29 protein-coding genes are annotated in these 25,102 nt (G+C 67.4%); 14 read left to right on the top strand and 15 right to left on the bottom strand.

Annotated features, from left to right (window positions below):
* Positions 1 to 103 precede the first annotated feature (103 nt).
* Both E0H73_RS38860 and nadC read left to right on the top strand, forming a co-directional pair.
* A complete protein-coding gene (locus E0H73_RS38860; RefSeq protein WP_131365144.1) occupies positions 104 to 940 on the top strand; it encodes an enoyl-CoA hydratase/isomerase family protein in 837 nt (278 codons plus the stop codon).
* A gap of 194 nt (positions 941 to 1,134) precedes the next feature.
* Complete coding sequence (nadC, locus tag E0H73_RS38855) at positions 1,135 to 2,004, top strand: carboxylating nicotinate-nucleotide diphosphorylase (protein ID WP_131365143.1); 870 nt, start codon at positions 1,135 to 1,137, stop codon at positions 2,002 to 2,004.
* A 200-nt stretch (positions 2,005 to 2,204) separates the two neighbouring features.
* On the opposite strand, the gene E0H73_RS38845 is transcribed toward nadC, so the two are convergent.
* Positions 2,205 to 2,519 (bottom strand): DUF427 domain-containing protein, encoded by a 315-nt coding sequence (locus E0H73_RS38845; protein ID WP_202867779.1) that lies wholly within the window; start codon positions 2,517 to 2,519, stop codon positions 2,205 to 2,207.
* A 142-nt stretch (positions 2,520 to 2,661) separates the two neighbouring features.
* On the opposite strand from E0H73_RS38845, the gene E0H73_RS38840 reads away from it, so the two are divergent.
* Both E0H73_RS38840 and E0H73_RS38835 read left to right on the top strand, forming a co-directional pair.
* On the top strand, positions 2,662 to 3,030 hold the full coding sequence (locus E0H73_RS38840) for a RidA family protein (RefSeq protein ID WP_131365141.1): 369 nt from the start codon (positions 2,662 to 2,664) through the stop codon (positions 3,028 to 3,030).
* 23 nt (positions 3,031 to 3,053) lie between these two features.
* Positions 3,054 to 3,671, top strand: coding sequence for a TetR/AcrR family transcriptional regulator (locus E0H73_RS38835; protein ID WP_202867778.1), 618 nt, complete (start codon positions 3,054 to 3,056; stop codon positions 3,669 to 3,671).
* A gap of 13 nt (positions 3,672 to 3,684) precedes the next feature.
* Here E0H73_RS38835 and E0H73_RS38830 read toward each other — a convergent pair whose 3' ends face one another.
* Complete coding sequence (locus E0H73_RS38830) at positions 3,685 to 4,608, bottom strand: GNAT family N-acetyltransferase (protein ID WP_131365138.1); 924 nt, start codon at positions 4,606 to 4,608, stop codon at positions 3,685 to 3,687.
* A 242-nt stretch (positions 4,609 to 4,850) separates the two neighbouring features.
* Here E0H73_RS38830 and E0H73_RS38825 point away from each other — a divergent pair, with 242 nt between their 5' ends.
* On the top strand, positions 4,851 to 5,645 hold the full coding sequence (locus tag E0H73_RS38825; protein WP_131365136.1) for a GNAT family N-acetyltransferase: 795 nt from the start codon (positions 4,851 to 4,853) through the stop codon (positions 5,643 to 5,645).
* Here E0H73_RS38825 and E0H73_RS38820 read toward each other — a convergent pair.
* The 5 genes from E0H73_RS38820 to E0H73_RS38800 form a co-directional block, all read right to left on the bottom strand.
* The gene (locus E0H73_RS38820; RefSeq protein ID WP_131365135.1) at positions 5,642 to 6,307 is read right to left on the bottom strand and encodes a dihydrofolate reductase family protein; all 666 of its coding nucleotides are present in this window, start codon (positions 6,305 to 6,307) and stop codon (positions 5,642 to 5,644) included. The two genes, E0H73_RS38825 and E0H73_RS38820, sit on opposite strands and share 4 nt — an antisense overlap.
* Positions 6,307 to 6,813 (bottom strand): SRPBCC family protein, encoded by a 507-nt coding sequence (locus tag E0H73_RS38815; RefSeq protein ID WP_131365133.1) that lies wholly within the window; start codon positions 6,811 to 6,813, stop codon positions 6,307 to 6,309. Before E0H73_RS38815 ends, E0H73_RS38820 begins: the two co-directional genes overlap by 1 nt.
* The gene (locus tag E0H73_RS38810) at positions 6,797 to 7,159 is read right to left on the bottom strand and encodes an ArsR/SmtB family transcription factor (protein ID WP_131365131.1); all 363 of its coding nucleotides are present in this window, start codon (positions 7,157 to 7,159) and stop codon (positions 6,797 to 6,799) included. The genes E0H73_RS38815 and E0H73_RS38810 overlap by 17 nt, the downstream gene beginning before the upstream one ends.
* Positions 7,160 to 7,197: 38 nt before the next feature.
* Entirely contained in the window at positions 7,198 to 8,136 is a 939-nt protein-coding gene (locus tag E0H73_RS38805; RefSeq protein ID WP_131365129.1) for a GNAT family N-acetyltransferase, read from the bottom strand.
* 65 nt (positions 8,137 to 8,201) lie between these two features.
* A complete protein-coding gene (locus tag E0H73_RS38800) occupies positions 8,202 to 8,381 on the bottom strand; it encodes a hypothetical protein (RefSeq protein ID WP_131365127.1) in 180 nt (59 codons plus the stop codon).
* 234 nt (positions 8,382 to 8,615) lie between these two features.
* Here E0H73_RS38800 and E0H73_RS38795 point away from each other — a divergent pair, with 234 nt between their 5' ends.
* Positions 8,616 to 9,281: a response regulator gene (locus tag E0H73_RS38795; protein ID WP_131365125.1), complete on the top strand. Its 666-nt coding sequence runs from the start codon at positions 8,616 to 8,618 to the stop codon at positions 9,279 to 9,281.
* Positions 9,278 to 10,471 (top strand): sensor histidine kinase, encoded by a 1,194-nt coding sequence (locus E0H73_RS38790; RefSeq protein ID WP_131365124.1) that lies wholly within the window; start codon positions 9,278 to 9,280, stop codon positions 10,469 to 10,471. The genes E0H73_RS38795 and E0H73_RS38790 overlap by 4 nt, the downstream gene beginning before the upstream one ends.
* Before the next feature lie 8 nt (positions 10,472 to 10,479).
* Here E0H73_RS38790 and E0H73_RS38785 read toward each other — a convergent pair whose 3' ends face one another.
* Positions 10,480 to 11,061 (bottom strand): hypothetical protein, encoded by a 582-nt coding sequence (locus E0H73_RS38785; protein ID WP_202867777.1) that lies wholly within the window; start codon positions 11,059 to 11,061, stop codon positions 10,480 to 10,482.
* A gap of 264 nt (positions 11,062 to 11,325) precedes the next feature.
* On the opposite strand from E0H73_RS38785, the gene E0H73_RS38780 reads away from it, so the two are divergent.
* Positions 11,326 to 11,895: a TetR/AcrR family transcriptional regulator gene (locus tag E0H73_RS38780; protein ID WP_131365122.1), complete on the top strand. Its 570-nt coding sequence runs from the start codon at positions 11,326 to 11,328 to the stop codon at positions 11,893 to 11,895.
* A 19-nt stretch (positions 11,896 to 11,914) separates the two neighbouring features.
* On the opposite strand, the gene E0H73_RS38775 is transcribed toward E0H73_RS38780, so the two are convergent.
* Both E0H73_RS38775 and E0H73_RS38770 read right to left on the bottom strand, forming a co-directional pair.
* Entirely contained in the window at positions 11,915 to 12,355 is a 441-nt protein-coding gene (locus E0H73_RS38775) for a VOC family protein (protein ID WP_131365120.1), read from the bottom strand.
* A 90-nt stretch (positions 12,356 to 12,445) separates the two neighbouring features.
* Entirely contained in the window at positions 12,446 to 13,045 is a 600-nt protein-coding gene (locus E0H73_RS38770; RefSeq protein WP_131365119.1) for a YrhK family protein, read from the bottom strand.
* Between the two features lie 206 nt (positions 13,046 to 13,251).
* On the opposite strand from E0H73_RS38770, the gene E0H73_RS38765 reads away from it, so the two are divergent.
* The gene (locus E0H73_RS38765; RefSeq protein ID WP_165555993.1) at positions 13,252 to 15,615 is read left to right on the top strand and encodes a family 43 glycosylhydrolase; all 2,364 of its coding nucleotides are present in this window, start codon (positions 13,252 to 13,254) and stop codon (positions 15,613 to 15,615) included.
* 24 nt (positions 15,616 to 15,639) lie between these two features.
* On the opposite strand, the gene E0H73_RS38760 is transcribed toward E0H73_RS38765, so the two are convergent.
* Positions 15,640 to 16,350 carry an anti-sigma factor gene (locus E0H73_RS38760; protein WP_131365115.1) on the bottom strand — a complete coding sequence of 237 codons (711 nt, stop codon included), beginning with the start codon at positions 16,348 to 16,350 and terminating at the stop codon, positions 15,640 to 15,642.
* Positions 16,334 to 16,891: an RNA polymerase sigma factor gene (locus tag E0H73_RS38755; protein WP_202867784.1), complete on the bottom strand. Its 558-nt coding sequence runs from the start codon at positions 16,889 to 16,891 to the stop codon at positions 16,334 to 16,336. Before E0H73_RS38755 ends, E0H73_RS38760 begins: the two co-directional genes overlap by 17 nt.
* A gap of 104 nt (positions 16,892 to 16,995) precedes the next feature.
* Here E0H73_RS38755 and E0H73_RS38750 point away from each other — a divergent pair, with 104 nt between their 5' ends.
* From E0H73_RS38750 to E0H73_RS38735, 4 genes are read left to right on the top strand one after another with little or no spacing between them, the layout of a single operon-like run.
* The gene (locus tag E0H73_RS38750) at positions 16,996 to 17,511 is read left to right on the top strand and encodes a hypothetical protein (protein ID WP_131365113.1); all 516 of its coding nucleotides are present in this window, start codon (positions 16,996 to 16,998) and stop codon (positions 17,509 to 17,511) included.
* A gap of 4 nt (positions 17,512 to 17,515) precedes the next feature.
* On the top strand, positions 17,516 to 18,223 hold the full coding sequence (locus E0H73_RS38745) for a cytochrome b/b6 domain-containing protein (RefSeq protein ID WP_202867776.1): 708 nt from the start codon (positions 17,516 to 17,518) through the stop codon (positions 18,221 to 18,223).
* Positions 18,224 to 18,255: 32 nt separating this feature from the next.
* Positions 18,256 to 18,777 (top strand): sigma-70 family RNA polymerase sigma factor, encoded by a 522-nt coding sequence (locus tag E0H73_RS38740; protein WP_165555992.1) that lies wholly within the window; start codon positions 18,256 to 18,258, stop codon positions 18,775 to 18,777.
* The gene (locus E0H73_RS38735) at positions 18,774 to 19,424 is read left to right on the top strand and encodes an anti-sigma factor family protein (RefSeq protein WP_131365111.1); all 651 of its coding nucleotides are present in this window, start codon (positions 18,774 to 18,776) and stop codon (positions 19,422 to 19,424) included. The genes E0H73_RS38740 and E0H73_RS38735 overlap by 4 nt, the downstream gene beginning before the upstream one ends.
* A gap of 9 nt (positions 19,425 to 19,433) precedes the next feature.
* Here the strand turns inward: E0H73_RS38735 and E0H73_RS38730 are convergent, their stop codons facing one another.
* The 3 genes from E0H73_RS38730 to asnB all read right to left on the bottom strand — a co-directional run bounded on the left by E0H73_RS38730 (position 19,434) and on the right by asnB (position 23,975).
* The gene (locus tag E0H73_RS38730; RefSeq protein ID WP_238164558.1) at positions 19,434 to 21,314 is read right to left on the bottom strand and encodes a copper resistance CopC/CopD family protein; all 1,881 of its coding nucleotides are present in this window, start codon (positions 21,312 to 21,314) and stop codon (positions 19,434 to 19,436) included.
* Positions 21,315 to 21,327: 13 nt separating this feature from the next.
* Positions 21,328 to 22,020, bottom strand: coding sequence for a zf-HC2 domain-containing protein (locus E0H73_RS38725; protein ID WP_165555991.1), 693 nt, complete (start codon positions 22,018 to 22,020; stop codon positions 21,328 to 21,330).
* Between the two features lie 140 nt (positions 22,021 to 22,160).
* Positions 22,161 to 23,975, bottom strand: a complete 1,815-nt coding sequence (gene asnB / locus E0H73_RS38720; protein ID WP_131365108.1) for an asparagine synthase (glutamine-hydrolyzing) — start codon at positions 23,973 to 23,975, stop codon at positions 22,161 to 22,163.
* Positions 23,976 to 24,143: 168 nt separating this feature from the next.
* Between asnB and E0H73_RS38715 the strand changes: the two genes are divergently transcribed.
* On the top strand, positions 24,144 to 25,094 hold the full coding sequence (locus E0H73_RS38715) for an AraC-like ligand-binding domain-containing protein (protein WP_165555990.1): 951 nt from the start codon (positions 24,144 to 24,146) through the stop codon (positions 25,092 to 25,094).
* Positions 25,095 to 25,102 lie beyond the last annotated feature (8 nt).

Raw genomic sequence — 25,102 nt, 5'->3', positions numbered from 1 at the left:
GAATCACGCCGGCGCCAGGAAGGGCCTCTTCTATTTCCGAAGCAGCATGGCTAGGATCCTGGTGTGCCTCTAAATTCGAAGCAATCTCCAGTGGTGTCCAGTGATGGTTGAGTTGCCAAGCCTGCGGATCCGCGACCAAGACGGAGTCAGGTACGTCGACTTCGCCCATCCACCCATGAACCTCCTCGACGCCGATCTCGTGAGCCAACTGGCCGAGCTGGTCGGAGTGCTCGAACACGACCGCACTACGCGTGTCGTCGTCTTCGGAAGCGCCGACCCCGACTACTTCCTGGCCCACTACGACATCGAGGATCTCCTTGACCGGACCGCACCTCCGACCCGGCCCGGAGGACTCAAGCCCTTCCATCAACTGCTCGAGCGCTACCGCCAACTGCCCCAGGTGACGATCGGCCGGGTGGAGGCACGGGCACGCGGCGCCGGCAGCGAGTTCCTCCTGGCGCTGGACATGCGGTTCGCCGCCTCGGGCTCAGCCGTGCTCGGTCAGTTCGAGGTCGCCGTGGGTCTCCTGCCGGGAGGGGCAGGAACGCAGAACCTGCCGAGCCTCATCGGTCATGCGCGTGCGCTGGAGGTCATCATCGGCGGCGCCGATGTCGACGCGGATCTGGCCGAACGCTACGGCTGGGTCAACCGCTCGCTCCCGGCCGACCAACTGCCGGAGTTCGTCGACGCCCTGGCGAGGAGAATCGCACGATTCCCCGCCGATGCCGTCCAGCGCGCCAAGCGCAGCGTCCAGCTAGCGGCCGGCGGACGCTACGAAGGACTGCAGGAGGAGGCGCACCTCTTCAACGAGCTTCTTGCCCTTCCCGACACCCGGAGCCGCATGAAGGCTTTCCTCGAAGCCGGCGGCCAGACTCGACAAGGCGAGCTCGACCTGACCTGGCTCCTCGGCGACACCCCGCCCCTGCCGGACGCATCCTGACCTGAACCGACCGCCGACTCTCCTCACAGTCCGGACGTTAGCCGGATCACCTTTCTTGGCAGCAGAAACGCCGACGATGGTAACGTGATTCCCAGTTATCGTCTATCAGGCGAAAACCTCTGGAAGGACACCGACTGCGGGGAGCGCGATGACGCGCGGACCCCATCACCGACGAGAGAAGGCTGACGCAACTCATGCAACTGACGACGGATACGATCCGGACCGCGGTCCTGGCCGCACTGGCTGAAGACCATGCAGCGAACGACGTCACCACGCGGTGGAGCGTGCCGGCGACGCTACGAGTCGACGGAATCATGATCGCCAAGCAGCCCGGACGCGTAGCCGGCCTGTCGGTCGTAGAAGCGGTGTACGCCGCGACCGACCCGTCCGTCATGGTGCGGCCGGCTGTTCGTGATGGCGACTCGGTTCTGCCCGGACAGCCGCTGGCGTCGGTCAGCGGTCCGGCACGCTCGATCATCACCGGTGAGCGGGTGGCACTGAACTTTCTGCAACGGATGTCGGGCATCGCGACCCTCACGTCGGCCTTCATCGCTGCGATCGGCGGGCATGACGTCCGGCTCCTCGATACCCGCAAGACGGCACCTGGTCTCCGGGCCCTGGACAAGTACGCCGTCAGCTGCGGCGGCGGGACCAACCACAGGCTCGACCTGGCCGCGATGGTGCTGCTCAAGGAGAACCATCTCGCCGCGGCAGGTGGCGTCCGCCCGGCCGTTCGACGCATCCGCGACGGCATGGCCGCGGAAGGTCAGGACCTGGCCATAGAGGTCGAGGTCACCACCCTGGCCGAGGCCCACGAGGCACTCGACTGCGGGGTCGAGTGGATCATGTTGGACAACATGCCCACCGAGGACATCACCCTGGTCGTCAAGCGGCGCGACACCTCCGGGTCCAACTCCCGACTCGAGGCCTCCGGCAACATCACTCTCAACAGCGTCGCCGGCATCGCCGCCTCCGGCGTCGACGCCCTCTCGGTCGGCGCCCTGACCCACTCCCCTGCCGCACTTGACATCAGTCTCCTGATCGAACCCAGTCCAGCGTCTTGAACAGTGGAGAGCCAATCGCAAGCTGCCGGCGCGGGAAGTCCGCGATCAGCCCTGAGACGAGCCGAACGACAACAGAGGCACGTCAAACAAGTCAGGATCGCGGGGGTGAGAAGACCGGTTCCGCCACCTCGACCAGGTACATCTCGGCCAGGAACTGGATCTTCGCACCGAGCAGGTGGCTGGTCTCACCGGCCAAGCGGTTAGGCGACTTGGACCTGGTGGGTGTCGAAGGCTATGTAGCCGGTGAAGTCGTGGCCTACTTGCTCGATGGCTGAGTGCTTGGGGGATGGGTAGGTCCAGGCGGCGTCGCGAAGTGTGTGTTTCGGGGTCGTCACGTCGAAGTACTCTGCAGCGCCCTTCCAGGGGCAGACGTACGGCTTCGCCGACGGCTTGAGGGTGCCGATGACCAGGGAGTCCGGCGGGAAGTAGCGGCTGCCTTCGATGACGACCACTGCGTCGGCGGCGGCCTCGGCCAGCAGCGTTCCGTCGACGCTCGCTTTGATGTCTGTCTGCATCGCTGTCTCTCCTTTGGCAGCTGGTGTAATAAGGACTATATAGACCACAACAGCCTGACAACCTGCTCCGAGGGTCCTTCTCTACGGGGAAAATCAATGTCGATCGATTGACTCTAAATAGACGCTATGGTCCACTTCTAGTGTGAGTCATCGACCCATCCACGTCACGCTCCCGGTCGGCGCGACCCAGGTGGTGCTGTCCGGCACCCCGGGTCTGCGACCTGACGGGACCCGGCCGGAGGACTTCGCCGACGAGGCTCGGCTGGCCTGGGGCAACGTGCGTGAGGCGCTGCGGTGTGCGGGAGCGGAGCTGAGTGACATCGTTCAGGTCCGGTCCTGGCTCACCGACCCGGACGACTTCGACACCTACGTGAAGGTTCGCAACGACGTCGTCTCTCACCGACCGGCTTATATGCTCGCAGTGGTGCCACGACTGATCCGGCTGGATCTCCGCCTGGAGATCGAGGTCACCGCGGTGGTGACGCGCCCGGCGGCCAGACAGGACGAGTGAGCAACAAGCCCGAGGGAGACTCCGTGCCCGGAACCACCACTACACGCCGCACGCCGCGCGGCCTGGAGACCCGTGCACGGATCGTCGTGTCTGCAGCGAGGCTGTTCTACGTCAAAGGCGTCAACGCGACAACCCTCGACGACGTACGGCTGGCCAGCAGCACCAGCAAGTCCCAGTTGTACGACCACTTCGAGGACAAACTCGCGCTGATCCACGCCGTGATCGACGTACAGTCGAAGTTCGTCCTCGCCCGTGAGGAGCAGCGGCTGCGGGGTGTGAAAACCCTCAGCGGTCTGCGCCGCTGGCGTGATGCTCTGGTGCAGGCCAACTCACTGCAGGACGGGTCATACGGGTGCGCGCTGGGCGCAATGTCGATCGAACTGTCGGACAACGACGAGCAGTCACGAAAAGCGCTCAACGCATCATTCGATGCCTGGCAGCGGCTGATCGTCGAAACCCTGGCCCGGCTCCGCGTCCTCGGCGTCCTCACCGAGGAGGCGGATCCACTACGCCTCGGCACTGGACTGCTGGCCGCCCTGCAAGGGGGCTACGTGCTTGCACAGAACGCCCACAACTCCGACCCGATGGCCGTCGCGCTGGACATGGCCCTCGACCACATCGAATCCTTCGCCCGCAGCTGAGCTCACAACAGCCTCACCAGAGCGGAAGGTCCAGATCGCCGCGCCGCAGGCGATAGACGTCCAGCAGAACGTCGTAGTACTTGTCGGTCTCGCCGACCCACTCCATTCCCATCCGACGGGCCGCGGCCGCCGCCCGTCGGTTTCGCGGCCTCGAGACAGCGAAGACCTCATCGACGCCGGCGTCGAAGGCGTAGTGCGCGAGCGCATGCCCGGCCTCGGCGGCCACGCCACGGCCCCAGTAGGCTGCCGCGATCTGGATGCCGATCTCGTAGTCGACGTCGTACGGCGGGAGAAGGAGCAGCGCCACCGCGCCGATCGTCTTGCCGGTCTCGACGTCGTCGACCTTCCACCGACCGAGCGGCGCAGGCAGTGTCGCGTCCTCGGCGACCCATTGCGCAAGCAGATCCCGCATCTCAGCTTCGGTGGTGATCCGGCCCAGCGCCGGGGCGAGCCACCGAGCAACTTCTGCGTCGCCGAAGATCCGCAGGGCCCCGGCGGCGTCGTCCGTGGTCCAGGGGGCCAGCTGCAGGCGCGGCGTACGGATGCGCCGCCCCTCGATCTTCGGTACGTCGAGCACCGGAGTCGAGGCCTTCTCCTCGTTCACGCCGGCTCGCGGTGCCCGGTCCGGAACCAGCGCCGCCCCCGGATGCTCGGTGTCGACGACGGGCCGGTACGACGGGTGGGCTGCGATGTAGTCCGCCACGAAGGGGCAGTAGTTCGTCAGCGTCAGCATCTTCGCGGCGGCGTCGTCGAGGGCGACGCGGACGAGCTCGGTCGCGATGCCGGCGCCCCGGTGATCCGGGTCGACGCTGGTGCGGGTGATGATGACGCGCTTTCCATGCTGCCGGTATTTCAAGTGCCCGACGACGTGTCCGTCGGCAATCGCCTCGAACTGCCGTGCCTCAGGGTTGTCGCGTACCTGCAGGTCGCTGCTCACCGTTCGGCTCCTCCAGCGTTCTCGTTGCGATGCCACTTGCCCATGCGCCCGCGCAGTACAACCGCCGGCGCGCCTCACATGCCGATGAGGACCATACAGTCCACTGCTACGCCTGTCAAAGAAGCTCAGAGCTGCCCTAGACGGTCTGGCCACCCGACCGTCTGACCCAAGAAGGCAGCCGTGTAGCCTAACGCACGAATGGACTATGTGGTCCACGAAGAGCAGCAGACAGGCACGAAACGATGAGTGACAACTCCAAACACCTGCCGGGCAGCTACCGGCTCACCGGCGGTGAGCTCAGAGTCGGAAACGTCACCGGGCGGGCAACCAGTCAGCACAAGGGACGAAGCGCTGTCAGCGTGACCGCCCGGATCCTCGATCTCGAGGTGATGCTGGCCAACTGGGAAGGCCGCGATCCCGCCGCGGACTCGGTCCTCCCGCTGACGACGCACCCCCTCCCCCTCGATGCCCTTCCAGCAAGCGTTCAGATCTGGATCGAAGGCACCCCGGCACCCGCGATGTGCGTCGACGGTGACTGGCACATTCGCTTGTGGTTCACCGACAGCGCCGGCCGGCAACTGACCTGGCGCTGCCTGGCCCGCCCCGGCCTGGACGGAACCGACCGCTTCTCGGCACCCCTCACAGCGACACTCGAGGTCGACGACGTCTCCCCGGCGGCTTGTCCTCGAAACCTCCACAGGAGCGCACACATGACCACCCCGGCAGACCACGACGACCAGATGATCGCGATCCTCGATCACCCCGAGGACGAGTACTACGAAATCACCAGCGGCAACGAGCGGGTCGGCATGCTGGTCTATCACGTGATCGGCACCAAGCTGACGATCACCCACACGTGGATTGCCGAGTCCCACCGCGGACAAGGTCTCGGTGCGATGCTGATCCGTCACGCGCTCGACGACATCCGCACCAAGATGGTGGCCGTTTCGAACTTCTGCCCGATCGTGGGCAGCTACATCGAGAAGAACCCCGAGTACGGCGACCTGCTCCAGAACTCCGGCTCTGGCAGTAGCTAGCGTTTCCCGACGGTGTAGGTCAGGTGGGTCACCCGGGAGGATGCGTCCGAGCGGGCCTGGTCCAGCAAGATGCGTTCGGCGTCCACGCGGTCGAACAGGCGGATGCCGGTGCCGAACAGCACGGGCGAGAGCGTGATCGAGAACTCGTCGATCAGACCGCTGTTCAGGTACTGCTGGATGGTCTCGGCGCCGCCGGCGATGCGAACGTCGCGGTCCCCCGCGGCCTCGCGGGCCTGGAGCAGCGCGTTCTCGATGCCGTCGTTGACGAAGCGGAAGGTGGTGCCGCCCGGCCGCTCCCACGGGTCGCGCTTGGTGTGGGTGACGACGTACACCGGGGTGTGGAACGGCGCGTCCTCCGGCCAGGCCAGCTCGCCGCCGTCGAACATCCGCTTGCCCATGACGCTCGCGCCGGTGCGCTCGTACGTCGCCCGCGCGATGTCGTTGTCGAGCCCTTCCTCGCCGCCCTCACCGAGCTTCAGGTTCTCCCGGAAGAACCGCTGCGGGAACAGCCAGGCCTGCAGCTCCGACCACTTCGCCATCCAGCGCTGGACCCTCGGGTCGTCCTGCCCTCCGGGCGAGAACACGTCCTCGACCGACACGGCGTCGGGCGCCGTGAAGCCGTCCAGTGACATCGTCACACTGAAGAACACCTTTCCTGCCATCAGCTCTCCATTCCCTTCGACGCGAGTTCGGCGACGTACGCCGCCAGGTTGTGCAGCGTCTGCTCGCCGCCCTCGATCGCGTGGTACTTCTCCACCGCCTCGTCGCGGACTTCCTTGGTGGGGAACACCGTGTGCATGACGATCCGGGTCTGCTCGCCGGCCGGCTCGAAGGTCAGGACCGACTCGAAGGCGTTCGGGTCGTCGCGAGACTCGCCGTGAAGCAACGCGATCCGCTCCGGCGGGACGATCTCCCGCCAGGTGATCCACTCCGGATAGTCGGTCCCGTCCGGCCCGCGCATCACGAAGTCCCACTCCCCGCCGACGCGGAACTGGAACGCCCGCGTGGCGGTGGTGAACCCGTCCGGTCCCCACCACCTCGACAGGTGCCGTACTTCGGTGAACGCCGCGAACACCAACTCCCGCGGGGCGCCGATCACCCGGGAGATCACGACCTCGCGGTCCGCGGTCGCGTGCGCAGGCTCGCCGCCGCTACTGATCGTCGTCATCGTATGGTCCTTCCTGCTTTGTCTGCTTCAACTCCTGCACGTACTCGTCCAGCCGGTCGAAGCTCTCGCTCCAGAACCGCTCGAAGCCGCCCACCCACTCGTGGACCGGCCGCAGCCCGCGGGCGTCCAGGCCGTACAGCCGCTGCTTGCCCTCCCCGCGGACCCGCACCAGCCCGACCTCCCGGAGAACGCGCAGGTGCTTGGACGCCTGTGGCTGGGTCATCCCCAGGTCCCGCGCCAGGTCGGTCACCGGCCGCTCGCTGCTCCGCAGCAGCACCAGGATCTCCCGCCGCCGCGGTTCGGCGATCGCGTTGAACGCGTCCGAGGTCGTTGCCGCTCGTGCCATGACCCCATCATATGCCTATATCGGCATGCGTCAATGCCCTAGAAGTCGATGCGCATGACGGCGCGACGGTTGCCCGGCCGGCTCACCTCGGCGTACCCGGCATCGGCGAACATCGCGAGAGTGCCGACCGATCCGCCGTCCACGAAGTCCGGATAACCCTCTACAGCGCGGGCGCCGCCTTCACGGGCGAAGTCGACGGTGGCGCGGGCGAGTGCGCGGCTGATTCCCCGGCGCCGGTAGCCGACACGGATGACGAAGCAGGTCACGGCCCAGACGGTCGTGTCGGCCTTGTCCTCGTTACGACCCAGCCAGGGGACGCGGAAGTCGCGGAGCAGCCTCGGGTGGTCGGCCCGCGGTGCGACGGCGCACCAGCCGACAGGCTCGCCGTCGAGATACGCGACAAGGCCGCTCGTCGCCCGCGCCTTGCGGTTTCCGCAGGCGGTCTGGTCTCGGAGCCGAGCGGCGAGCTCCTCGGGACCCTCAGATGCCCAGGATTCCTTGGGCAGCATGCGGAACCGCTGGCACCAGCACCGTGCGGGGTCGCCGGTCGTACCGAAGACTGCCTGCAGGTCCTCCCACGTCGCTTGGTTGGCCCGAACGATCGTGAGCCGCTCGGCGCCGACCGGCTCCCGCGAGCCCGTCGGGCGAGGAACGTGCACCCGCTTGGCCGGACGCTTCTGCTGACGGGGCGGCGCGTCGAACGTGAGCCGAACGTCCACCGCGTCGCCTGCGTTCAGTCCTGCAGGCTTGCGTACGGCGTCCCTCAGCGGGAGGAGGTAGCCCCCGTCCTTCGGCATCAGCGACGTCTTCCACTCGGCGCTGCCGATCCGAGCTCGGATCGGCAGCGTCCCCCAGCCGTAGCTGGCGGCCGAGCCCGCCGCGCGCAGCGCGGCAGATTCCTGCTCAGGGACGGGGACGAAGTAGTACGGCGCCGGACCCCGCCACTCGATGATCGTGCCGCTGAACTCCTGCTCCATGGCCAGATGCTAGGCCCCGTTCCGGACGTACCGCTTCCGGATACACCGCTCATGCCCGCCACCGGTCAGACGGCAGGCCAGGTGATGGTGGCGTTCGCGGGCTTCTGCCGCGCCGGTGCTGGGTCGCGGTTGGCGGCCATCGTCAGCTGGTCGGTCCGCGGGCGGAGATCGACGTACGTCACGGTGTCCTCGGCGACCAACCACTGCGCGTGACCAGTGCGGCCATCCCTGTTCTTGCGATTCATCGGAACCCCTCCGTTCCCAGTGGCCGAGCTGGTCTCGGCCTCACACACAGCAGGTTCGCTCGCTCGCCGCGTCGATCCCATCCGCCGAACAGCCCCCGCACCGGCTGATCACGCTGTCCTCCAATCGGCTGACCGGGCTGGCGCCGATCAGAGTCGCGCTCTGGACCAGTGCGATAAGTGACCGGCATGCTGGAGATGGCCTCCGTACGCCGGAGGTGGGGCTTGGGAGCGGACATGGTGGGGAGCGGGCGGAGTACCAGCACGCGGGAGTCGGCACGCGTCGTGGTGGTGGACGACCATCCGTTCTTCCGGGACGGGCTGATCCGGGGCCTGCGCGAAAGCGGCTACCTCGAGGTGGTGGGTGAGGCTTCCACTGGCCGGGAAGGCCTCGAGGTGATCGTCGGCGAGCGTCCGGACGTGGCCGTTCTCGACTACCAGATGCCTGACCTGACCGGACTTGACGTCGTCCATGCGATGGTCCGGCAAGAACTGCCCACCAAGGCGCTGATCCTGTCGGCCGTGACCGACAGCGCGATCGTCTTCCGGGCCCTGGAGGAAGGTGCTCAGGGCTATCTGTCCAAAGAGGCTCGCCGTTCGGAGATCGTCGATGCGGTCCGGCGGGTGAGCCAGGGCGAGACTGTGGTCCCGCCGGAACTGGCCGCGGGGCTGGCCGATCAGATCAGGCTGCGTGCGGCCTCTGCTGGTCCTGTGCTCAGCGAACGCGAACAGCAGGTGCTGACCGGGTTTGCCCGCGGCCTCTCGATCCCCGAACTCGCGGCCGAGTTGTACCTGGGCGTGAGCACGGTCAAGACGCACGCCCAACGCCTGTACCAGAAGCTGGGGGTCTCGGATCGGGCCGCTGCCGTCGCCGAAGGAATGCGACGAGGCCTGCTCGAATGATCGCGTCGGAGCAGGTCGCCGGACTGCCGCACGAAGGTGCGCGGATCCAAGCCCTGCTGCGATTACTGCTCGCCGGGTTCCTGGTGGCGGTCCTGGTGACCCAACCACCGTCCGCCCACCTCCTGCTGTGCTGGGCGATCGTCCTGAGCTACGTGCTCTGGAGTGTGGCCTCCACGGTCGTACTGCGGATCGGCGGGCCGGGCGTACTGCGGTACACCTGGCTGGCCCTGGCGGTCGACGTATTCACCCTCGCCGGGCTGACGCTGGTCGCTGACAAGTCGGCAGACACGACGTGGACGGCGTACACCTTGCTGAACGGGCTGTTCGTGGTGCCGCTGATGGCAGCGACGCAGCTCAGTCCCCTGGTCTGTGCGCTCGCCACGGCGCCCACGGTGGCTGCCTATCTCGTCTCCGGGCTGCTGATCCGGCCGATCGACGAGGAGCCGATCTCGTACGTCGTACTCCGGGCCCTGCTGCTCGCCGTCGTCGGGCTTGCGTGCGTGCTGTTGACGGCATTGCAGCGCGCCCGCGTTCTGACGATCGCCCGACTGCTGCAGGAACGGAACCATCTGCTGGAGGAGATGGTTCAGATCGAGCAGCGGGAACAACGGGACCTGGCTGAGACACTTCACGACGGCGCTCTGCAGTACGTGCTGGCGGCTCGGCAGGACGTCGAGCCGGCGCTAGCGGGTGACGCCGAATGTCTCGAACGGGTCGAATTCGCGTTGGCGGAGACGACCCGGTTGCTGCGGGCAACGATGTCGCAGCTTCATCCGGCCGCGCTGGAATCGGCCGGACTGTTGCCGGTGCTGAAGGACGTCGCCGACGCTACTCGGTCACGTGGCCGGTTCTCCATCGACGTGGTGACGCACGACTGGGACGAGTCGACGCGCACCACAGTCGACGAACTGTTGCTGGTGACGGTTCGCGAACTGCTCACGAACGTGGTGAAACATGCCGCCGCCCGCAAGGTCGTCGTCGAGCTCGCGCGCACCGAGGCCGTTGCCCGGCTGCAGGTCATCGACGACGGCCGCGGGCTGGGCGGGGTGGACCTCGATGCCCGGTTGAGGAACGGACACCTCGGCCTCGCGTCGCGGCGAATCAGGGTGGAAGCAGCCGGCGGCTGGATGCGGTTGCGGGACGCCGACCCCCACGGCACAGTCGCCGAGGTAGAGGTCCCACTGGCCTAACGGCGCCTTCAGCCCTTCAGAGCAAGGCGATGCAGGCGGATCGCGGAGATCAGGAAGAAGATCCCACCCAGGATCGCGTAGCCGGCGACGGTGGTCAGTGAGGCGTTCGGCCCGCCGGCCATCACGATGAAACTGCCGCCCGCGAGGACGGAGATGCCGCCGCTGAGGATCATCGCCCACTGGCCACCGAGTCGGTAGCGCAGGACCGCGACGATCAACTGGACGATGCCCGCACTGATCGCCCAGACGCCCCACACCCGCAGCACACTCGGGATGCCGGAGGCGGCCGCGACGGCCAACCCGACGGCGGTGAGCAGACTCAAGCCCATGTTGAGGTAGAGCGGAGCCTTCGGCCGGGTGGAGCCCGAGGAGCGGAAGTCGATGACGGCCGCGGCGACGTCGAACAGTGGGTAGATCAGCAGCAGGACGACTGTTCCCGGGTTGATCTTCGTGTCGACCGCCATCATCAGGATCGCCCAGACGAGGGCGAATCCGAAGCGGACGTAGTACAGGGTTCGCAGGGTCTTGGTGCTGCCGGCGGCATCAGTCACTGAGCCGGTGGCGCCGATGGATTCGAATGAAGTGGACACCAGATTCCTCTCGAGATGGACGAACCAGCACTCGCCGAGCCGACCGACGACGGACGGACCGCGCTGCACCGGATGCGCTGTCGTCTGGGCGAATGCTCCCGCGACGTGCCGTGCTGACCGTGCCGTGCTGACCGTGCCGTGCTGACCGTGTAGACAGAACGATCGGTACTGCGAACACTGACAGCAACTGTCGATCGTTGTCAAGACCGATCGTTCTGTCTGCTAGTCTCGGCACAGCACTTCAAGAGATCGGACGGGAAACGGATGTCGGAAGCACGGGCTCGACTGCTCGGCACTGCCACTGAGCTCTTCTACGCCGAGGGCCTGCATGCCGTGGGAGTCGACCGCGTCATCGCTGACGCACAGGTGACGCGCGCCACCTTGTACAGGCACTTCCCGAGCAAGGATGACCTCATCGTCGCCTACCTGACACAAGCCGACGAGGCAGTCCGGACGCGGGTGGATACCGCGCGGGCCGAAGGCGCCGACTCCGACGACATCATTCGAGCCGTCGGCAGATCCATCGCCGATGACATCCAAAGAACCGGCTTCCGAGGCTGCGCGTTCCTCAACGCCGCCGCCGAGTATCCCGACCAGCGCCATCCGGTCCACCAGGCAGTTCTCAAGCACCGGCAGTGGTTTCTGGAAACCCTGATCGAGCTCTTCTCCGGAACCGGGAAGATCGACCCAGAACCGGCCGCCCGGCACTTCGTCATGCTGCGAGACGGCGCCATGGCGGCCGGCTGCCTGACCGATCCGAAACCCATCGGTGAGACATTCCTGCGCGGAATCGAAGGCCTGCTCACCTATCGCAGTCGCCAGCCGGCCGGCTGATCCTCAAGGCTGCAAGCGCTCAAGGTGTGGCGGAGATGCCCTTGAGGAGGCCGGTCGTCTGGCCGATTTCGATGAGGTACCCGTCCGGGTCACGCAGGTAGCAGCGCAACTCGCTCTGGCGATCCTGGGGTTCGGTGAGGAAGTACGCCCCCTTGGCGCGGGCAGCGGCGTAGAACGCACCGATGTCGGCGACCCGGACATTGAGGAACGCCGAGACCGGATCGCCCGGCTCCGGAGGGGTCAGCGTGACGTCCGGCTTGTCCGGTGTCGGTCCCCCGCCGGGATTCATGATGATCCACGTGTTGGCGACCTTCACGACGGCCGGGTTCTCGGCCATCACCACCCGGCCACCGAAGACGTCCGCGTAGAACTCGCGCGACACCCGGACATCGCGCACGGTCAGGAAGTGGGTGACAACCAGACCCTGCTCCGGTGCCGGGAAGTCGTTCTGCTCCGCCATTCGATATCTCCCTACCAGTCGTCGAATCCTTCACTACTGACAGGACAGCGTCGCCACCTGTGACAGCCCAGTGCCCTCCGACGGAGGGCACTAGGTCGCCGCGGGCGAGTGGGCGTCGGACGACGAGGGCAGGGTCAGGAGCGCGCCGATGAAGAAGCACAGGGCGCCGAGCGCGGTGCACCAGTTCACGACGGCCAGGTCGAGGATCGAACCGGTTGAGGGTACGACGAACGAGGCGATCGCCGAGATTCCGAACAGGACGCAGCCGAGCAGATTCACGGCGGCCGTCGTACACGCCCGATCCATCCGAGCCGGGAGGAGCCGCGGTCCGGCCGTGACTCGGTAGGCCAGCGCGCCGGACACGAGAAAGCAGGCAGAGCCGAACACATCGGGCGTCCAGATCAGCCGGTTCTCCTGCTGCGTCGACAGGCTTTCCTGCAAGGCGGAGTACGTACTGAGGTTGAACAGAAGAGTGCCGACGAACTGGACCGCGGCACTCCACCAGGACGGGTCACGACCCCAGCGATGCCCGCGCCGGACGGTTCCCTCCCGCAACTCCATCGCGGCGGCGAGGGTGAAGAAGACGGAGCCGACGAAGAACACCACGCCGTCGGCTGCGGCACCCACGAGCTGGACGAACCCAGGGAACGGCCCGATGAAGAAGCAGGCCGACCCCACCGCGAACCCCACGGCGATCGCTAGGTCCCAACCCCTCCGGGTGGCCGGCCTGGGAACGGAAACCAGCGCGTGGCCAATCACGTGCGCACCACCCCCACCCGCCGACCGTACGGCAGGCCCCGGAACGCGCTCCTCCCCCGGCGCGGATGAGCAGCGATGTCGCCTTCCGGATTTACCTGTGCACGAAAGGGTTGCAGCGCTGTAATGAGTGCCCGAAGATGGGGCGCACTGCCCCTGCACCGGAGGAGATCCCCGTGACGGCGTACTGCCGCAAGCTTGCTCGGTCCGGTCGTCGGTTAGCGGTTGTCTGGCTCGCTCTGCTGGCCGCCGTCGGCGTCGTGGCTCCGGTGGGCACGGCTCCGGTGAGTGCGACCGAAGCGGCGCCGGCCGAGTCGACCTTCCAGAATCCCGTCTCCGCAACGCCACCCGGAAGCCTTGCCGATCCGTCCGTGATCCGCGGCCGTGACGGTTTCTGGTACAGCTTCACGACGGCCCGCAACATCACGATCCAGCGGTCCAAGGACCTGATCAGCTGGGAGCCCGCCGGCACGGTCTTCACCGACACCACCCGTCCGGAGTGGTTCCGCGACACCTCGACGATCTGGGCTCCCGACGTGTCCTGGCTCGAGGGTCGGTACGTCCTCACGTTCAGCGCGATCGACACCGCCGTCGCACCGAACCCGAACCGATCGATCGGTGTCGCGAGCGCGCCCACCCCGACCGGTCCGTGGGTCGCCGATCCAGCGCCGGTCATTCCGCCCGGCACCTGGCAACCGTTCCCGGACGAACCGCCGCGGATGCAAGGAATCATCGACAGCGAACTGTTCACCGCACCGGACGGCCGGCGCTACCTGTACTACGGCGGCTTCAACGGCGGCATCTTCGTCCAGGAGGTCGACGGCCAGGTCAGGCAACGGATCGGCGCTCCCGTGCGGGTCGTCGCCGAGGATGCCTACGAGGCGGCGTACGTCGTCTACCGCAGCGGCTGGTACTGGTTGTTCTACTCGACCGGCAACTGCTGCAGCGGTCCCAACAGCGGCTACACGGTCGTCGTCTCTCGCTCGCGAAGCCCGCGCGGGCCGTTCGTCGACCGCACCGGCGCACAGGCCAATTCCGCCTATCCCGGTGGAACCCCGGTGCTCACGCCGAACGGCAACGCCTGGGTCGGGACTGGACACAGCACTCAAGCAACCGACGCCTCGGGGCAGGACTGGCTGCTGTACCACGGCATCGACCGGAACCGACCGTGGTACGACATGCAAACGCAGAAGCCACTGGTGCGTTCGATGTTTGCCGATCAGCTGGACTGGATCGACGGCTGGCCGGTGGTCCGGGCCGGCCAGTTCGCGAGCGAGAACGGAGCCGCTCCGAAACCAGCCCTGATCGCCGATCCGGTCGAGGGCATCAGCACCCCGGACCCGAACACCTGGGTCGGCGCCGAAGGTTGGACGGTACGTCGCGAGCAGGCCGGCGGATACCTGCACGCTGAGGCCACCGGAGGCGAACTTCACCTGCAGGCGCGGCAAACAATGAACACCGACCTGCGGGCCAGAGCGTCGGTCCGGGCACCACTGGGCCGCGGCCAGGTCGGGCTGATGCTGGGCGAGTTCCGGCCGGGCGCAGGCGTCCGCGTCACACTCGACGCCGACCGGCGGGCGCTCGTCGTCACCGACACGACGCCGGCAGCACGCGAGATCAAACGGGTCGCCCTGCCTGCGGCGACAGATCCGGGCAGCTGGCACGAACTGGACGTCCGGATACGCGGTCGGCAACTGGTGGTCGAGATAAGCGAGGCCGGGCTGTACGACCCGCAGGCACGCGTCGAGGTGAAGCTGCCGAGGCCCCTGCACTCCGGCTCGGTGCGTCTGGTCGCCGCCGGCGCGCCGGTGGACGTGGACGATGTGACCGCGGCGCAGCTGTACCAGCCGATCACCACCCGGGAGCCCGACCCGGCAGTCGGCCGACTCGACCCGGCGCGCAGCGACGAGTTCGACGGGCCGCTCGGATCGGACTGGAGTTGGGTCCGCGAGCCTGCGGCCGACGTACTGGACGGACGCCTCGACTTCCCCGTCCAGGCCGGCGATCTGACCGGCGACACGGACTCCGCATCGGTGCTGTTACGCGAACCTCCCCCAGGCGACTGGGTGGTGGAAACCAAACTGACGCTGGACTTCGGGGCCGTGCTCGACAAGCGGTTCCCGCAGGCGGGTCTGATTGTGTACCGCGACGACGACGACTTCCTGCGACTCTCGCTCCGCGGGCACGGCCGGACGCGAACCACCGAATACGGCAAAGAGAGCGTCCAGAACCTCGGCCCCAACTCCGGCAGCGTGCTCAGCCTCGCCGGCGCGGCACCCACCACCTGGATGCGCATCGCCCACACCACCGACCCATCGACCGGCGAGGGCCGCTACCGCGCCGCCATCAGCCGAGACGGCCGGCACTGGGTCTGGGGAATGACCTACACCCTCCCCGCAGCAGACGCCGCCGGCACCCGAGTCGGCCTCTTCGCCCACGGAGGCGACCGCGCCCAACAAGCCCACTTCGACTACCTACGCTGGTACCAGCCGTCCGGGTCGTAGAGGCCCTCCTGGATACGGGCTCGTTCAGTTCGGGAGGGTTGCTGTGAGGCGGGTCTGGTTGTTCTGGGTGAGTTGTATGTCGGCGACTTGTGCGACCGCGATGGCGAGTTGGTATCCGGTTGTGCCGGAGTGGTCTTTCACCTGGCAGGCGCCGATCGTGCGCAGTACGCCGTCGCGATCCCGGACGTGGATCTCGTATCGGCCGTCCGTCGGTGCGGACGAGATACTGACCAGCAGCCAGGACGGGTTTCCCTGGTAGAGGAAGACCGTGCCGGACTGCGCGCCGGACGGCGTGTTCAGCCGCGCGGCCTTGAGGTAGCGGCCGTTGGCGATCGACAGGGCCTGCCGGTACTGGTCGGCCAGCGCGCGGTCCGTTTCTCCTTGCTGGTAGACGATTGTGGTACTTCCGCCGGAAACGAGCAGCAGGGCGGCCGCCATTCCACCAACGGCGAGCATCATCCGGCGCGAGTACCGGCGGCGCCGGTCGGGCGTTCGCGATCCCGCAATGCCCAGCCGTTTCAGTACGGCGCTCTCGAACTCCGGCGGCGGCTCCGCCGGCGGTGCGAGCATCAGCAGGCCGTCCGCAACCTTCGCCAACTCATCCAGCTCGGCCCGGCAGCTCGGACAACTGGTGACATGGCCGAGTGCCCAGGCCCGTTCGTGTCCGGAGGCCGCGCCCGTGGCCAGTTCGGCAAGCAGCGACCGCGTCGCCGGACAGTCATGCGGTCTTGTCATCGCTCACCTCGAAATGGTCGCGCAGCCGGGCGAGGCCAAGCCGAATCCTGGTCTTGGCGGTGCCCAGCGGCACTTGCTCCCGCTCGGCGATCTCCCTGGCGCTGAAGCCGTAGAACGTAGCGAGCACCACGGCCGCGGCCTGTTCTCGCGGCAACCGCCGGAGCGCGGTGCGCATCTGGTCGGTATCGGCGAGCTGTTCGATCTGGTGGTCGTCCGACGCCTCATCAGCCGACAGCACCGCCAGGAGTACATCTGGGTCGTACGGCTGATCCCGACGCAGCCGGATCGTATCGATCGCCGCATTGCGAGCGATGGTCAGCAGCCACGACAGGACGCTGCCTCGCCGCGCGTCGTAGCCGCCGGCGAATCTCCACGCCCGTACGAACGCCTCCTGGGCCACATCATCCGCGGTGGCCGACCGGCCGACGATCGCCGCCGCCAAGCCGTACACCCGGGACTGGTAGCGCCGCACGAACGTTGTCGCCGATTGCGGATCTCCGGCCGCCATGCCGGCGAGCAGCGCCTCGTCGCTCACTCCCATGGCGGGTATTACGCGCCGGGACCCCCGATTGGCTCTCTCGAAACGAGATCCGTTCGGCTTGCTCGGCCCGTAGTACCGCAAGAAGCCATTCGAGGGAGCTGAGAATGTTCGACAGGAAGACGCAGTTCACCGGTCGCCGCATCCGCGCCGCCGCGGCAACTGCCGCACTGCTGGCGCCGGCGGTGCTGGTCGCGTGCGGGAGCAACGACGAGTCGGCGGACGCGGGCGGCATGTCGCTCTCGATCGCCGAGCCGGCGAAGGACGCCACCGTCAGCCTTCCGTTCACGGTGAAGGTCGACGCGGGCGTGCCGCTGGGACCGACCGAATCCGGCAAGCACCACGTGCACCTGTGGCTCGACAACCACGCGAACGACTACCTGGTCGTCGAGTCGGACACCGCGGAAATCACCAGCGGGCAGAAGGCAACCTTGTCCGGCAAACCGTTGGGGGTCTCCCCCGGTACGCACACGATCCACGTCTCGCTGCGCAACGCCAACCACTCGGCGGCAGGGGTGGATACGGAGATGACCATCAAGGTCGGAACCGGAACCGGCGCCGCACCGACGACCACCGCGCCCTCGGAGCCCGAAACCAGCTCCGAGGACCCGTACGACTACTGACGCCATGGCGATGACGAAGCACCGGGTCCGGACGGTCGAGCGGTACACCCGACGGACCCGGTGGTACCACGCGGCCGTCTACATCACCGTGCTCGCACTGCTCGGGACAGGCTGGTGGCTGCTGACCGGTCGTGAGGGCCAACCGAGCCCGGCCGCCCGGCTCACCGGCGTCGCCGACGTCACGCTGCACACCTACGCGGGTTGGGTGCTGACCGGTCTCACGGCGGTCGCGGTCACCCTCGGTGCACGCGCCGCACGGACCTTCATGGTGGAGTCGGTGCGCGTCGACAAGGGCGACCTCCGGTGGTTCATCCGCTGGCCCGTCGCCGTCGTCACCGGCCGGTTCTCCCACCACCGCGGCCACTTCGATCCCGGACAGCGCGTCGCCAACCTCGTACTGGTGACCCTGCTCGCTGCCCTGGTGGCCAGCGGCGTCGGGCTCACGATGGTGGTTGGCGGCCCTGGATTCGTGTGGTTGCAACGCGTGCATCGCTGGGCCACCTACCTCATCACCCCAGTGCTCGCCGGGCACATCCTGATCGCCGCCGGTCTGCTGCCCGGGTACCGCGGTGTCGCCCGCGCCATGCATCTGGGCGGGCGGCTCCGGATCGACACAGCGCGCCGGGTGTGGCCGGGCTGGCTCGACCGCCGGCTCGCAGAGGACGATGAGGACGACCAGCAGCCCAGGCCGGCCGGCGACAGTCCGGACTGAACCATCCGGGTACGGGATGCGTATCTAGGCGTGTGTCGACGGATGGTGGATCCGGGAGCGAAGCGGACCTCGAGGTGCTGTACGACCGGTATCGCGGGCCGCTCCTGGGCTATGTCCTGCAGTCGGTGAGCGGCGATCGCCAGTACGCCGAAGATGTCGTCCAGGAGACCATGATGCGCGCCTGGCGGAACTCGCCTGCCCTTGACCCGGAGCGAGCCGGACCTTGGCTGTTCACGGTCGCTCGGAATCTCGTCATCTCCGGTCACCGCCGACGTACGGCGCGGCCGACCGAGGTACCCATGCCCGAGCGAGAGTTCGCGGCGGCGGACGACGACATCGACCGGGTCCTGCAGGCCTGGCAGGTCGCAGAGGTTCTGCGGGGACTCAGCCGGGACCATCGCCAGGTGATCATCGAACTGTTCTACCGCCGGCGGACCGTCCGAGAGGCGGCCGATCACCTCGGCGTTCCGATCGGGACAGTGAAATCGCGAAGCTTCTATGCGCTGCAGGCGCTGCGAGCGGCTCTGGAGGAGCGAGGGGTGACCGGCTCATGACGTGTCCGCAATCCGACGCGATCGGCCTCTACGTGCTCGGGGGACTCGATGGCGACGAACGCCTCGCGATGGAGCAACACCTCCAGGACTGCGCGCAGTGCCGGGAGGCCGTCGAGCAGTTCGCCCATCTGCCAGCGGTGCTGCACAGTCTCACGCTGGACGATGTCACCGCGCTGCGGTTCGACGACGACCCCGATCCGGAGCTCGACCGGCAACGATCGTCGGTCAGACGTCGTCGACATACGCCGAAGCGGGCCTTTCTCGCCGCCGCCGCGATCGCCTTGCTGGTCACCGGCGGGGTGATCGGTCGCCAGCTACCTGAGTCTCCGTCGCAAGCCCGGGGTGGTGTCACCTGGTCGGCGACAGATGGCGTGGGTGGGGTCGACACGCAGGTGCAGCTGAGCAGCCGTAGCTGGGGAACAGACATTCAGATCCACATGAACGACCTTGCTCCCGGCCAGCGATGCATGCTGGTGATCCACACCCGCAGCGGGCAGTCGGAGGTCACCGGCTGGTGGACCACAACCACGATCCAGGAAGCAGATGTCCCTGCCAGTTCGTCGTTCGCCCTCTCGGAGATCGCTCGCGTTGACGTCGTCAGAGCAGACCAGACCGTGATCGCATCTCTGACGGACGCGACACGGTGACATTGACAACTAGCGCGCGTACTTGAAGGTTCGTGTCGCCAGGTGGTTCGGGTCTGCCAGGGTCTCGCGAACGATCCGGTACGACGCGTCCACCTCGAGCTCGACGTGGATGCCTTCAGCGGGCAGGCCGAAGGTGAGTAACTGGTGCCCGCCGGGCCGAGGCTCGACGACGACGTCGGGGTCCGGCGGACCGGCGTACGGATCGCTGTCGATGAACTCCGGTCCATCGATGGTCACCGACTGTGCCGCCGGCGTCGGACCGGAGGTATCGCTGGTGATCGACTCGACGACCCGGAAGGCTTTCTGCGCGAGCATGACCTTGCGCACGCGCAGCAGCGCATCCCGGGACAGCTGTGGCGCCCATCGAATCGGGAAGCTGACGATGCCGCCGTGCCACCCCGTCGCATCGACACGCAGTTCGATGTGTTCGAGTCCTGTGGTCCACGCCACTGGGCCGACGAAGCATCCACGACCACACGGTTGGAGAACGACGGCCTCGCCCCGGCCGCTGAGCTTCGCTGCCAGGTGGAACACCGGCGGTTTGGCGTCGTTCGTAGCGGTATCGCCATCCGGCGTATGGAGCCGTACTTCCAGCCGGTTCTCGCCGGCTGCGATACCGACGGCGATCTGTCCGGCCAGGCCGCCCAGCCGGATCACCGGCCCGACGGCGGGCGTGGGATAGCCCAGGTCTGCAGTGGCCGGCGCCGGGGAGGGCAGCGACACGAGTGCTGCGCTCGCGGCCAGGACCACCACCAGGACCACGATCTCGGCTCGTACCACCCGGGTAAACGAGGATGCAGTTGCCGACAGCAATCGTCGCCGGGCCCGCCAAGCCAGGACCACAACTGCCGCGACCAGGGCGACCTTTGCGAGCAGCGTCCGCCCGTACGCCGTACCGGTGATCGCCCCGAGACTCGGCACCACCATGAACGCACCGACTGCGCCGGAGACGGCAACCACAACGAAGAGCGCCAGGGCCAGACGCGAGTACGCCGCGAAGGCTCGTCGTACCGGGACACCACCCACGTTGGCCCTGGCCACCCGGAGTAGATGGAACAGCGCCCCCAGCCAAACGCTCAGAGCCACCAGGTGGATGGCGACGACCAGTACACCGGAGACTCCGTGTTGACTCCCGAGGTGGTTGCGCAGGGCTTCTACCGGGATCAGTACCAGCGCCGTGGTTGCAACCATCCCCCGACGCATGCGCTGACCGAGCACTGCCGGCACGGCGAGAACGGCGGCCTCGACAGCGAGGAGAATCCCGGCCCGACCGAACCCGCCGGTCGCGACCACGACGTACAAGAGCAGCGAGGCTGCCGCGAGCGAACCAACGGCTCCCGAGAACCGCACCAGCGATCGCGGGCGGGTTGCCGCAGGCGCCGCGCGGTGCACGATCCGTTCCCCGACGGCTCCGCCCAACAGAGCGATCAGACTGAGGACGAACAGCCACCGCAGCAACGCGATCAGCGGGAATCCCGCCGAACTGCCGCTCTCCGCTCCGCTCAGCTCGACCGCTGTGGTTCCGACAGCGAAGTCGAAGTCGGCGGCAACCACGTCGCCGTCCTGCGCGGTGACCTCCCACTGGACCACATACCTTCCCGCAGGCAGAACGCCCAGGGTCTTCACGACGACTCGGCGTCCGCCTTGCTCGAGGCCCACGTTGGACGTGGCGACAGCGTGCCCGCTGCCGTCCTCGACCCGTACGCCGTGCGGGGCAACGCTGACCGATTCATCGAAGACCATCGTGATCGCGGAAGGCGTGGAAGCGACCGAGTAGCCCGCAGCCGGCGTCGTAGTCAGCAGCGTCGGGTGCGCACTTGCCGGTGATGCCGTGACGAACAGCAGGACCGGCGCCAGGCATGCGACGAGGACCCATCGCCGTCCGCTCAAATCGCTTCCTCTCCTATCGAGTGGTGCTGGTCAGGGTGGCCAGCAAGGTCTTGTCGGATCGGATCACGTCGATCCGATCGAGCTGCGACAACGGAATCGACGTACTGCCCGTGATCATCAGGTGCGCCTCGTAGTTGGTCGACCACCAGCCCGCCGTCTCAGCACCACCGGTCCGCGGATACACAACCAATCGGCACGTCAGCCCCGGTGGGAGATCCTCCATCCACAGCCGGATGTCTGTGCCCCAGGACCGATCGGCAAGGCGTGCGACCGTGTCGATTCCGCCGACCGCATCCGTCGACGTCCAGGTCGCAACCCCCGGTGACGGCTGATGGGTCCAGAGCTCCGCGCTCGCCACGCCGCCCGTTGCCAGGACCAGGACGACGATCATCGCCAGCACGAGCACGTGCGACCAGGGCCGGCGACGCACAGCCTCGACAGTAGTGGCCTCGGGCAACAGTCCTGCCACCTCGGATCCTGGGACCAGGTCAGGTCGAGACTCAGCCTCCAGGTTGCGTACAGGCGCCTCCTGAGTGACGTCATCCAGCGAAAGTCTGTGCATGAGCCCAGGCAGGTGGGCCACCTCGATCAGCTCCTGGCGGCAGATCTCGCAACTGGTGAGGTGCCACTCCATCTCGACCTGCTCCGGCGGATCCAGCGCACCCAGCACGTACGGCGCGACCGACCTCGTCTCCGGACACATCATCGGCGTGCCAAATCTGCAGTCGGACAGCGCCCGAACGCTGTCTCGGCCTCTGGCACATCCGTCACATGGTGCTAATACGCCGACCGAGGCTGCATGGTTCACCATGGCCCGTCCACCCGTGGGCCTGTGCTCCAGACTGTCTACAGGTCGAGCCGGACTCCGAGGGACTGGAGCCAGGCGTTGAGGTCGAGGGCCATCTCGAGGGCGTACCGGCTCACGGTCGAGGTGGTCTCGCCCGCCGGGGTTGTCGCGGCGTGCTTGGCGGCGGTGCGGTCGAGGAGGGAGTGAATGGGCGTGTCGCGATCGCTGAGGAGTGCACGCAGCTCATCGCGCAGTGCCTGTTCGTACGCCGGGTCCTGGGTGGCCGGGTAGGGGCTTTTGACGCGTTCCAGGATCGATTCCGGTACCACGTCTTTGACGGCCGCGCGGAGCAGGCTCTTCTCGCGTCCGTCGAAGGTCTTCATGACCCAGGGCGTGTTGAACACGTACTCGACCAATCGGTGATCGCAGAACGGCACCCGTACCTCCAGGCCCACCGCCATGCTCATCCGGTCCTTGCGGTCGAGGAGCGCCGGCAGGAAGCGAGTCAGATGCAGATAGCTGACCTCGCGCATCCGCCGCTCCAGGTCGTCTTGCCCTGAAAGGTGGGGGACCTCGGCCAGGGCGGTGCGGTAGCTGTCGGCGGTGTACGCCGGCAGGTCGAGCCGCTCGCGCAGATCGCGGTCGAGCAGGTCGGCGGGGGTGTGCTCGCGCATCAGCAGGGCGAGCCAGGGGAAGGTGCCGGCGTGGACGGCGGCCGGCAGGTGGAACCAGGCATAGCCGCCGAACAACTCGTCGGCGGACTCGCCGGACAGCGCGACAGTGGACTGTTCGCGGACCGCGCGGAACAACATGTACAGCGAGGTGTTCATGTCGCCGATGAACTGCGGCAGGTCCCACGCGCGCACGACCGTCGAACGCACCTGTGGGTCGGCCAGCTCGCCGGTTTCCAGCAGGATGTCGCGGTGATCCGGGCGGGCGTGGCGAACCAGGTCCTGCACGAACGGTCCGTCCGGGTCGACGCGCAGCTCGTCCGGCCGGAAGTTGTCGGCGTACCCGGCGAAGTCCACGGCGAACGAGCGGATCGGTCCGTGCTTGGCTGCCAGCGCGGTGATAGCGCTGGAGTCGAGCCCACCCGACAGCAGGCTGCACAGCGGTACGTCGGAGACCAACTGCCGGCCCACGCAGTCGTCAAGGAGCTCCCGGATCGTGTGGACGGTGGTGTCCAGGTCGTCGGTGTGCTCGCGTGCGGGCAAGGCCCAGTATCGGCGTTTGGTCAGACCTTCCGGACGCACCCGCAGCAGCTGACCGGGGCGCAGCTCGTACATTCCCTTGAACACTGCCTGCTCCGGGGTCTTGACCATGGCCAGCAGCTCACGCAGGCCGTCGGCGTCGACTGCGCGATCGGCCAGCGGGTTCGCCAGGATCGCCTTGGGTTCCGATCCGAACAGCAAACCGCCGGGTAGCGGGTAGTAGTACAGCGGCTTGATCCCCAGCCGGTCGCGGACCAGTAGCAGCTCCTGCCGCCGGATGTCCCACAGCGCGAACGCGTACATTCCGTTCAGCCGGTCGACGACGTCTTCACCCCATTCGAGGTAGCCGCGCAGGAGTACTTCGGTGTCGCTCCGGGTGCGGAAACGCTGCCCCTTCGATTCGAGCGCGGCGCGGAGTTCTCCGAAGTTGTAGATCTCGCCGCTGTAGCTGATGACCGCGGCGTCGTCGGCAGCCATAGGCTGCTTGCCGCCCTCGAGATCGATGACCGCAAGCCTCCGATGGCCCAGCGCCACATGGGGTTGCAGCCACAGTCCCCCATCGTCGGGGCCGCGACAGCCCATCGTCTCGGCCATCGCGTGTGCCACGGCGCGTTCGCCGGTGAGATCGCGGTCGAAGTCCACCCATCCGGCAATGCCACACATGACTCTCCCTGTTCGCGCGTCTTCGGTTCGCCCGCTCCAGTCGTTGCGGCCACGGTAGTAATCGCCCGCCGGCTGGGTCATTGGCCGCCGCTGCCCACTCCTTGACGATCCACGCACGCCCTTCTTATGGGTCGCGCCAACGAGCAAACGGGTGGTAACAAAGGAGGTATGACGACCGTGTGGCGGTCCGACGACCAGTCTCCGGGCGCCCGAATGGAATACATCAGCCATGCGGTCGCCGACTCCCTCGTCCCGTTCGAGCTGCGTCCCGAGGACCAGACCGGTTTCCGGTGCGAGATCCGCACTGCCGACATCGGCGCGCTCCGGTTCGTCGACATCAGCGCACCGGACAGCGAGGCCGTGCGTGGTGTCCGGCAGATCCGCCGGTCGGATCCGGAGCTGTGCACCGTCCACGTGCAACTGCGTGGGCATCCGGTGGTCGAGCAGAGCGATCGGCAGGCGGTCGTGCACCCGGGCGACCTCGCCTTCGTGGACCTGTCGCATACCTCCCGGGTCGCCGGATCGGCCCACCGACAGGTTTCGGTGATGTTCCCGCGAGCGTTGCTACCGCTGTCCCGTGGTGACACCAGGGACCTGGTCGGAGTCCGTCTGCCCGGGCGCCGCGGCGGCGCAGCGCTGGTCGCCGGGTTGGTCCGCCAGATAGCCGACAACCTCGATGAGTACGCCGGCGGCGCTCGGATCGGTGCCGCGGTACTCGATCTGATCACGGCCACCCTGGCGGCGTGGACCGGTCGGGATGCCCTGGCGCCGGTGCAGCGGCGGCACGTCCTGATGCTGCGCATCGAGGCGTTCATCGAGCAGCATCTCGCAGACCCGGGCCTGACGCCCGGCCTGGTTGCGGCCGCTCATCACGTTTCGCCGCGGTACCTGTACCGGCTGTTCGAGCCGCAGGCGACCTCGGTGGCCGGTCTCATCCGAGCTCGGCGACTGGAGCACTGTCGCCGCGACCTGATCGACCCCGCGAACGCCGGGGTCGCGGCCAGCGTGATCGGGTCTCGCTGGGGCTTTCCCGACCCGGCTCAGTTCAGCCGGGCGTTCCGCGTGAAGTACGGCGTCCCGCCCGGCGAGTACCGACGCCTGAGCCTCCAGGCAGGCTGACCGCGCGG

It is taken from the genome of Kribbella pittospori (genome assembly GCF_004331465.1).
GTDB lineage: Bacteria > Actinomycetota > Actinomycetes > Propionibacteriales > Kribbellaceae > Kribbella > Kribbella pittospori.
The sequence above is the reverse complement of the archived record's forward strand: the minus strand, read 5'-3'. Positions and strand labels throughout refer to the sequence as shown.

Coding starts and splice junctions, on each gene's coding strand:
- E0H73_RS38765 (WP_165555993.1), top strand. CDS start 13,252: ATGGGGCGCACTGCCCCTGCACCGGAGGAGATCCCCGTGACGGCGTAC.
- E0H73_RS38790 (WP_131365124.1), top strand. CDS start 9,278: ATGATCGCGTCGGAGCAGGTCGCCGGACTGCCGCACGAAGGTGCGCGG.
- E0H73_RS38735 (WP_131365111.1), top strand. CDS start 18,774: ATGACGTGTCCGCAATCCGACGCGATCGGCCTCTACGTGCTCGGGGGA.
- E0H73_RS38795 (WP_131365125.1), top strand. CDS start 8,616: ATGGTGGGGAGCGGGCGGAGTACCAGCACGCGGGAGTCGGCACGCGTC.
- E0H73_RS38750 (WP_131365113.1), top strand. CDS start 16,996: ATGTTCGACAGGAAGACGCAGTTCACCGGTCGCCGCATCCGCGCCGCC.
- E0H73_RS38805 (WP_131365129.1), bottom strand. CDS start 8,136: ATGGAGCAGGAGTTCAGCGGCACGATCATCGAGTGGCGGGGTCCGGCG.
- E0H73_RS38760 (WP_131365115.1), bottom strand. CDS start 16,350: ATGACAAGACCGCATGACTGTCCGGCGACGCGGTCGCTGCTTGCCGAA.
- E0H73_RS38860 (WP_131365144.1), top strand. CDS start 104: ATGGTTGAGTTGCCAAGCCTGCGGATCCGCGACCAAGACGGAGTCAGG.
- E0H73_RS38780 (WP_131365122.1), top strand. CDS start 11,326: ATGTCGGAAGCACGGGCTCGACTGCTCGGCACTGCCACTGAGCTCTTC.
- E0H73_RS38755 (WP_202867784.1), bottom strand. CDS start 16,891: ATGGGAGTGAGCGACGAGGCGCTGCTCGCCGGCATGGCGGCCGGAGAT.
- nadC (WP_131365143.1), top strand. CDS start 1,135: ATGCAACTGACGACGGATACGATCCGGACCGCGGTCCTGGCCGCACTG.
- E0H73_RS38775 (WP_131365120.1), bottom strand. CDS start 12,355: ATGGCGGAGCAGAACGACTTCCCGGCACCGGAGCAGGGTCTGGTTGTC.
- E0H73_RS38845 (WP_202867779.1), bottom strand. CDS start 2,519: ATGCAGACAGACATCAAAGCGAGCGTCGACGGAACGCTGCTGGCCGAG.
- E0H73_RS38815 (WP_131365133.1), bottom strand. CDS start 6,813: ATGACGACGATCAGTAGCGGCGGCGAGCCTGCGCACGCGACCGCGGAC.
- E0H73_RS38810 (WP_131365131.1), bottom strand. CDS start 7,159: ATGGCACGAGCGGCAACGACCTCGGACGCGTTCAACGCGATCGCCGAA.
- asnB (WP_131365108.1), bottom strand. CDS start 23,975: ATGTGTGGCATTGCCGGATGGGTGGACTTCGACCGCGATCTCACCGGC.
- E0H73_RS38745 (WP_202867776.1), top strand. CDS start 17,516: ATGGCGATGACGAAGCACCGGGTCCGGACGGTCGAGCGGTACACCCGA.
- E0H73_RS38725 (WP_165555991.1), bottom strand. CDS start 22,020: ATGATGTGTCCGGAGACGAGGTCGGTCGCGCCGTACGTGCTGGGTGCG.
- E0H73_RS38825 (WP_131365136.1), top strand. CDS start 4,851: ATGAGTGACAACTCCAAACACCTGCCGGGCAGCTACCGGCTCACCGGC.
- E0H73_RS38715 (WP_165555990.1), top strand. CDS start 24,144: ATGACGACCGTGTGGCGGTCCGACGACCAGTCTCCGGGCGCCCGAATG.
- E0H73_RS38800 (WP_131365127.1), bottom strand. CDS start 8,381: ATGAATCGCAAGAACAGGGATGGCCGCACTGGTCACGCGCAGTGGTTG.
- E0H73_RS38820 (WP_131365135.1), bottom strand. CDS start 6,307: ATGGCAGGAAAGGTGTTCTTCAGTGTGACGATGTCACTGGACGGCTTC.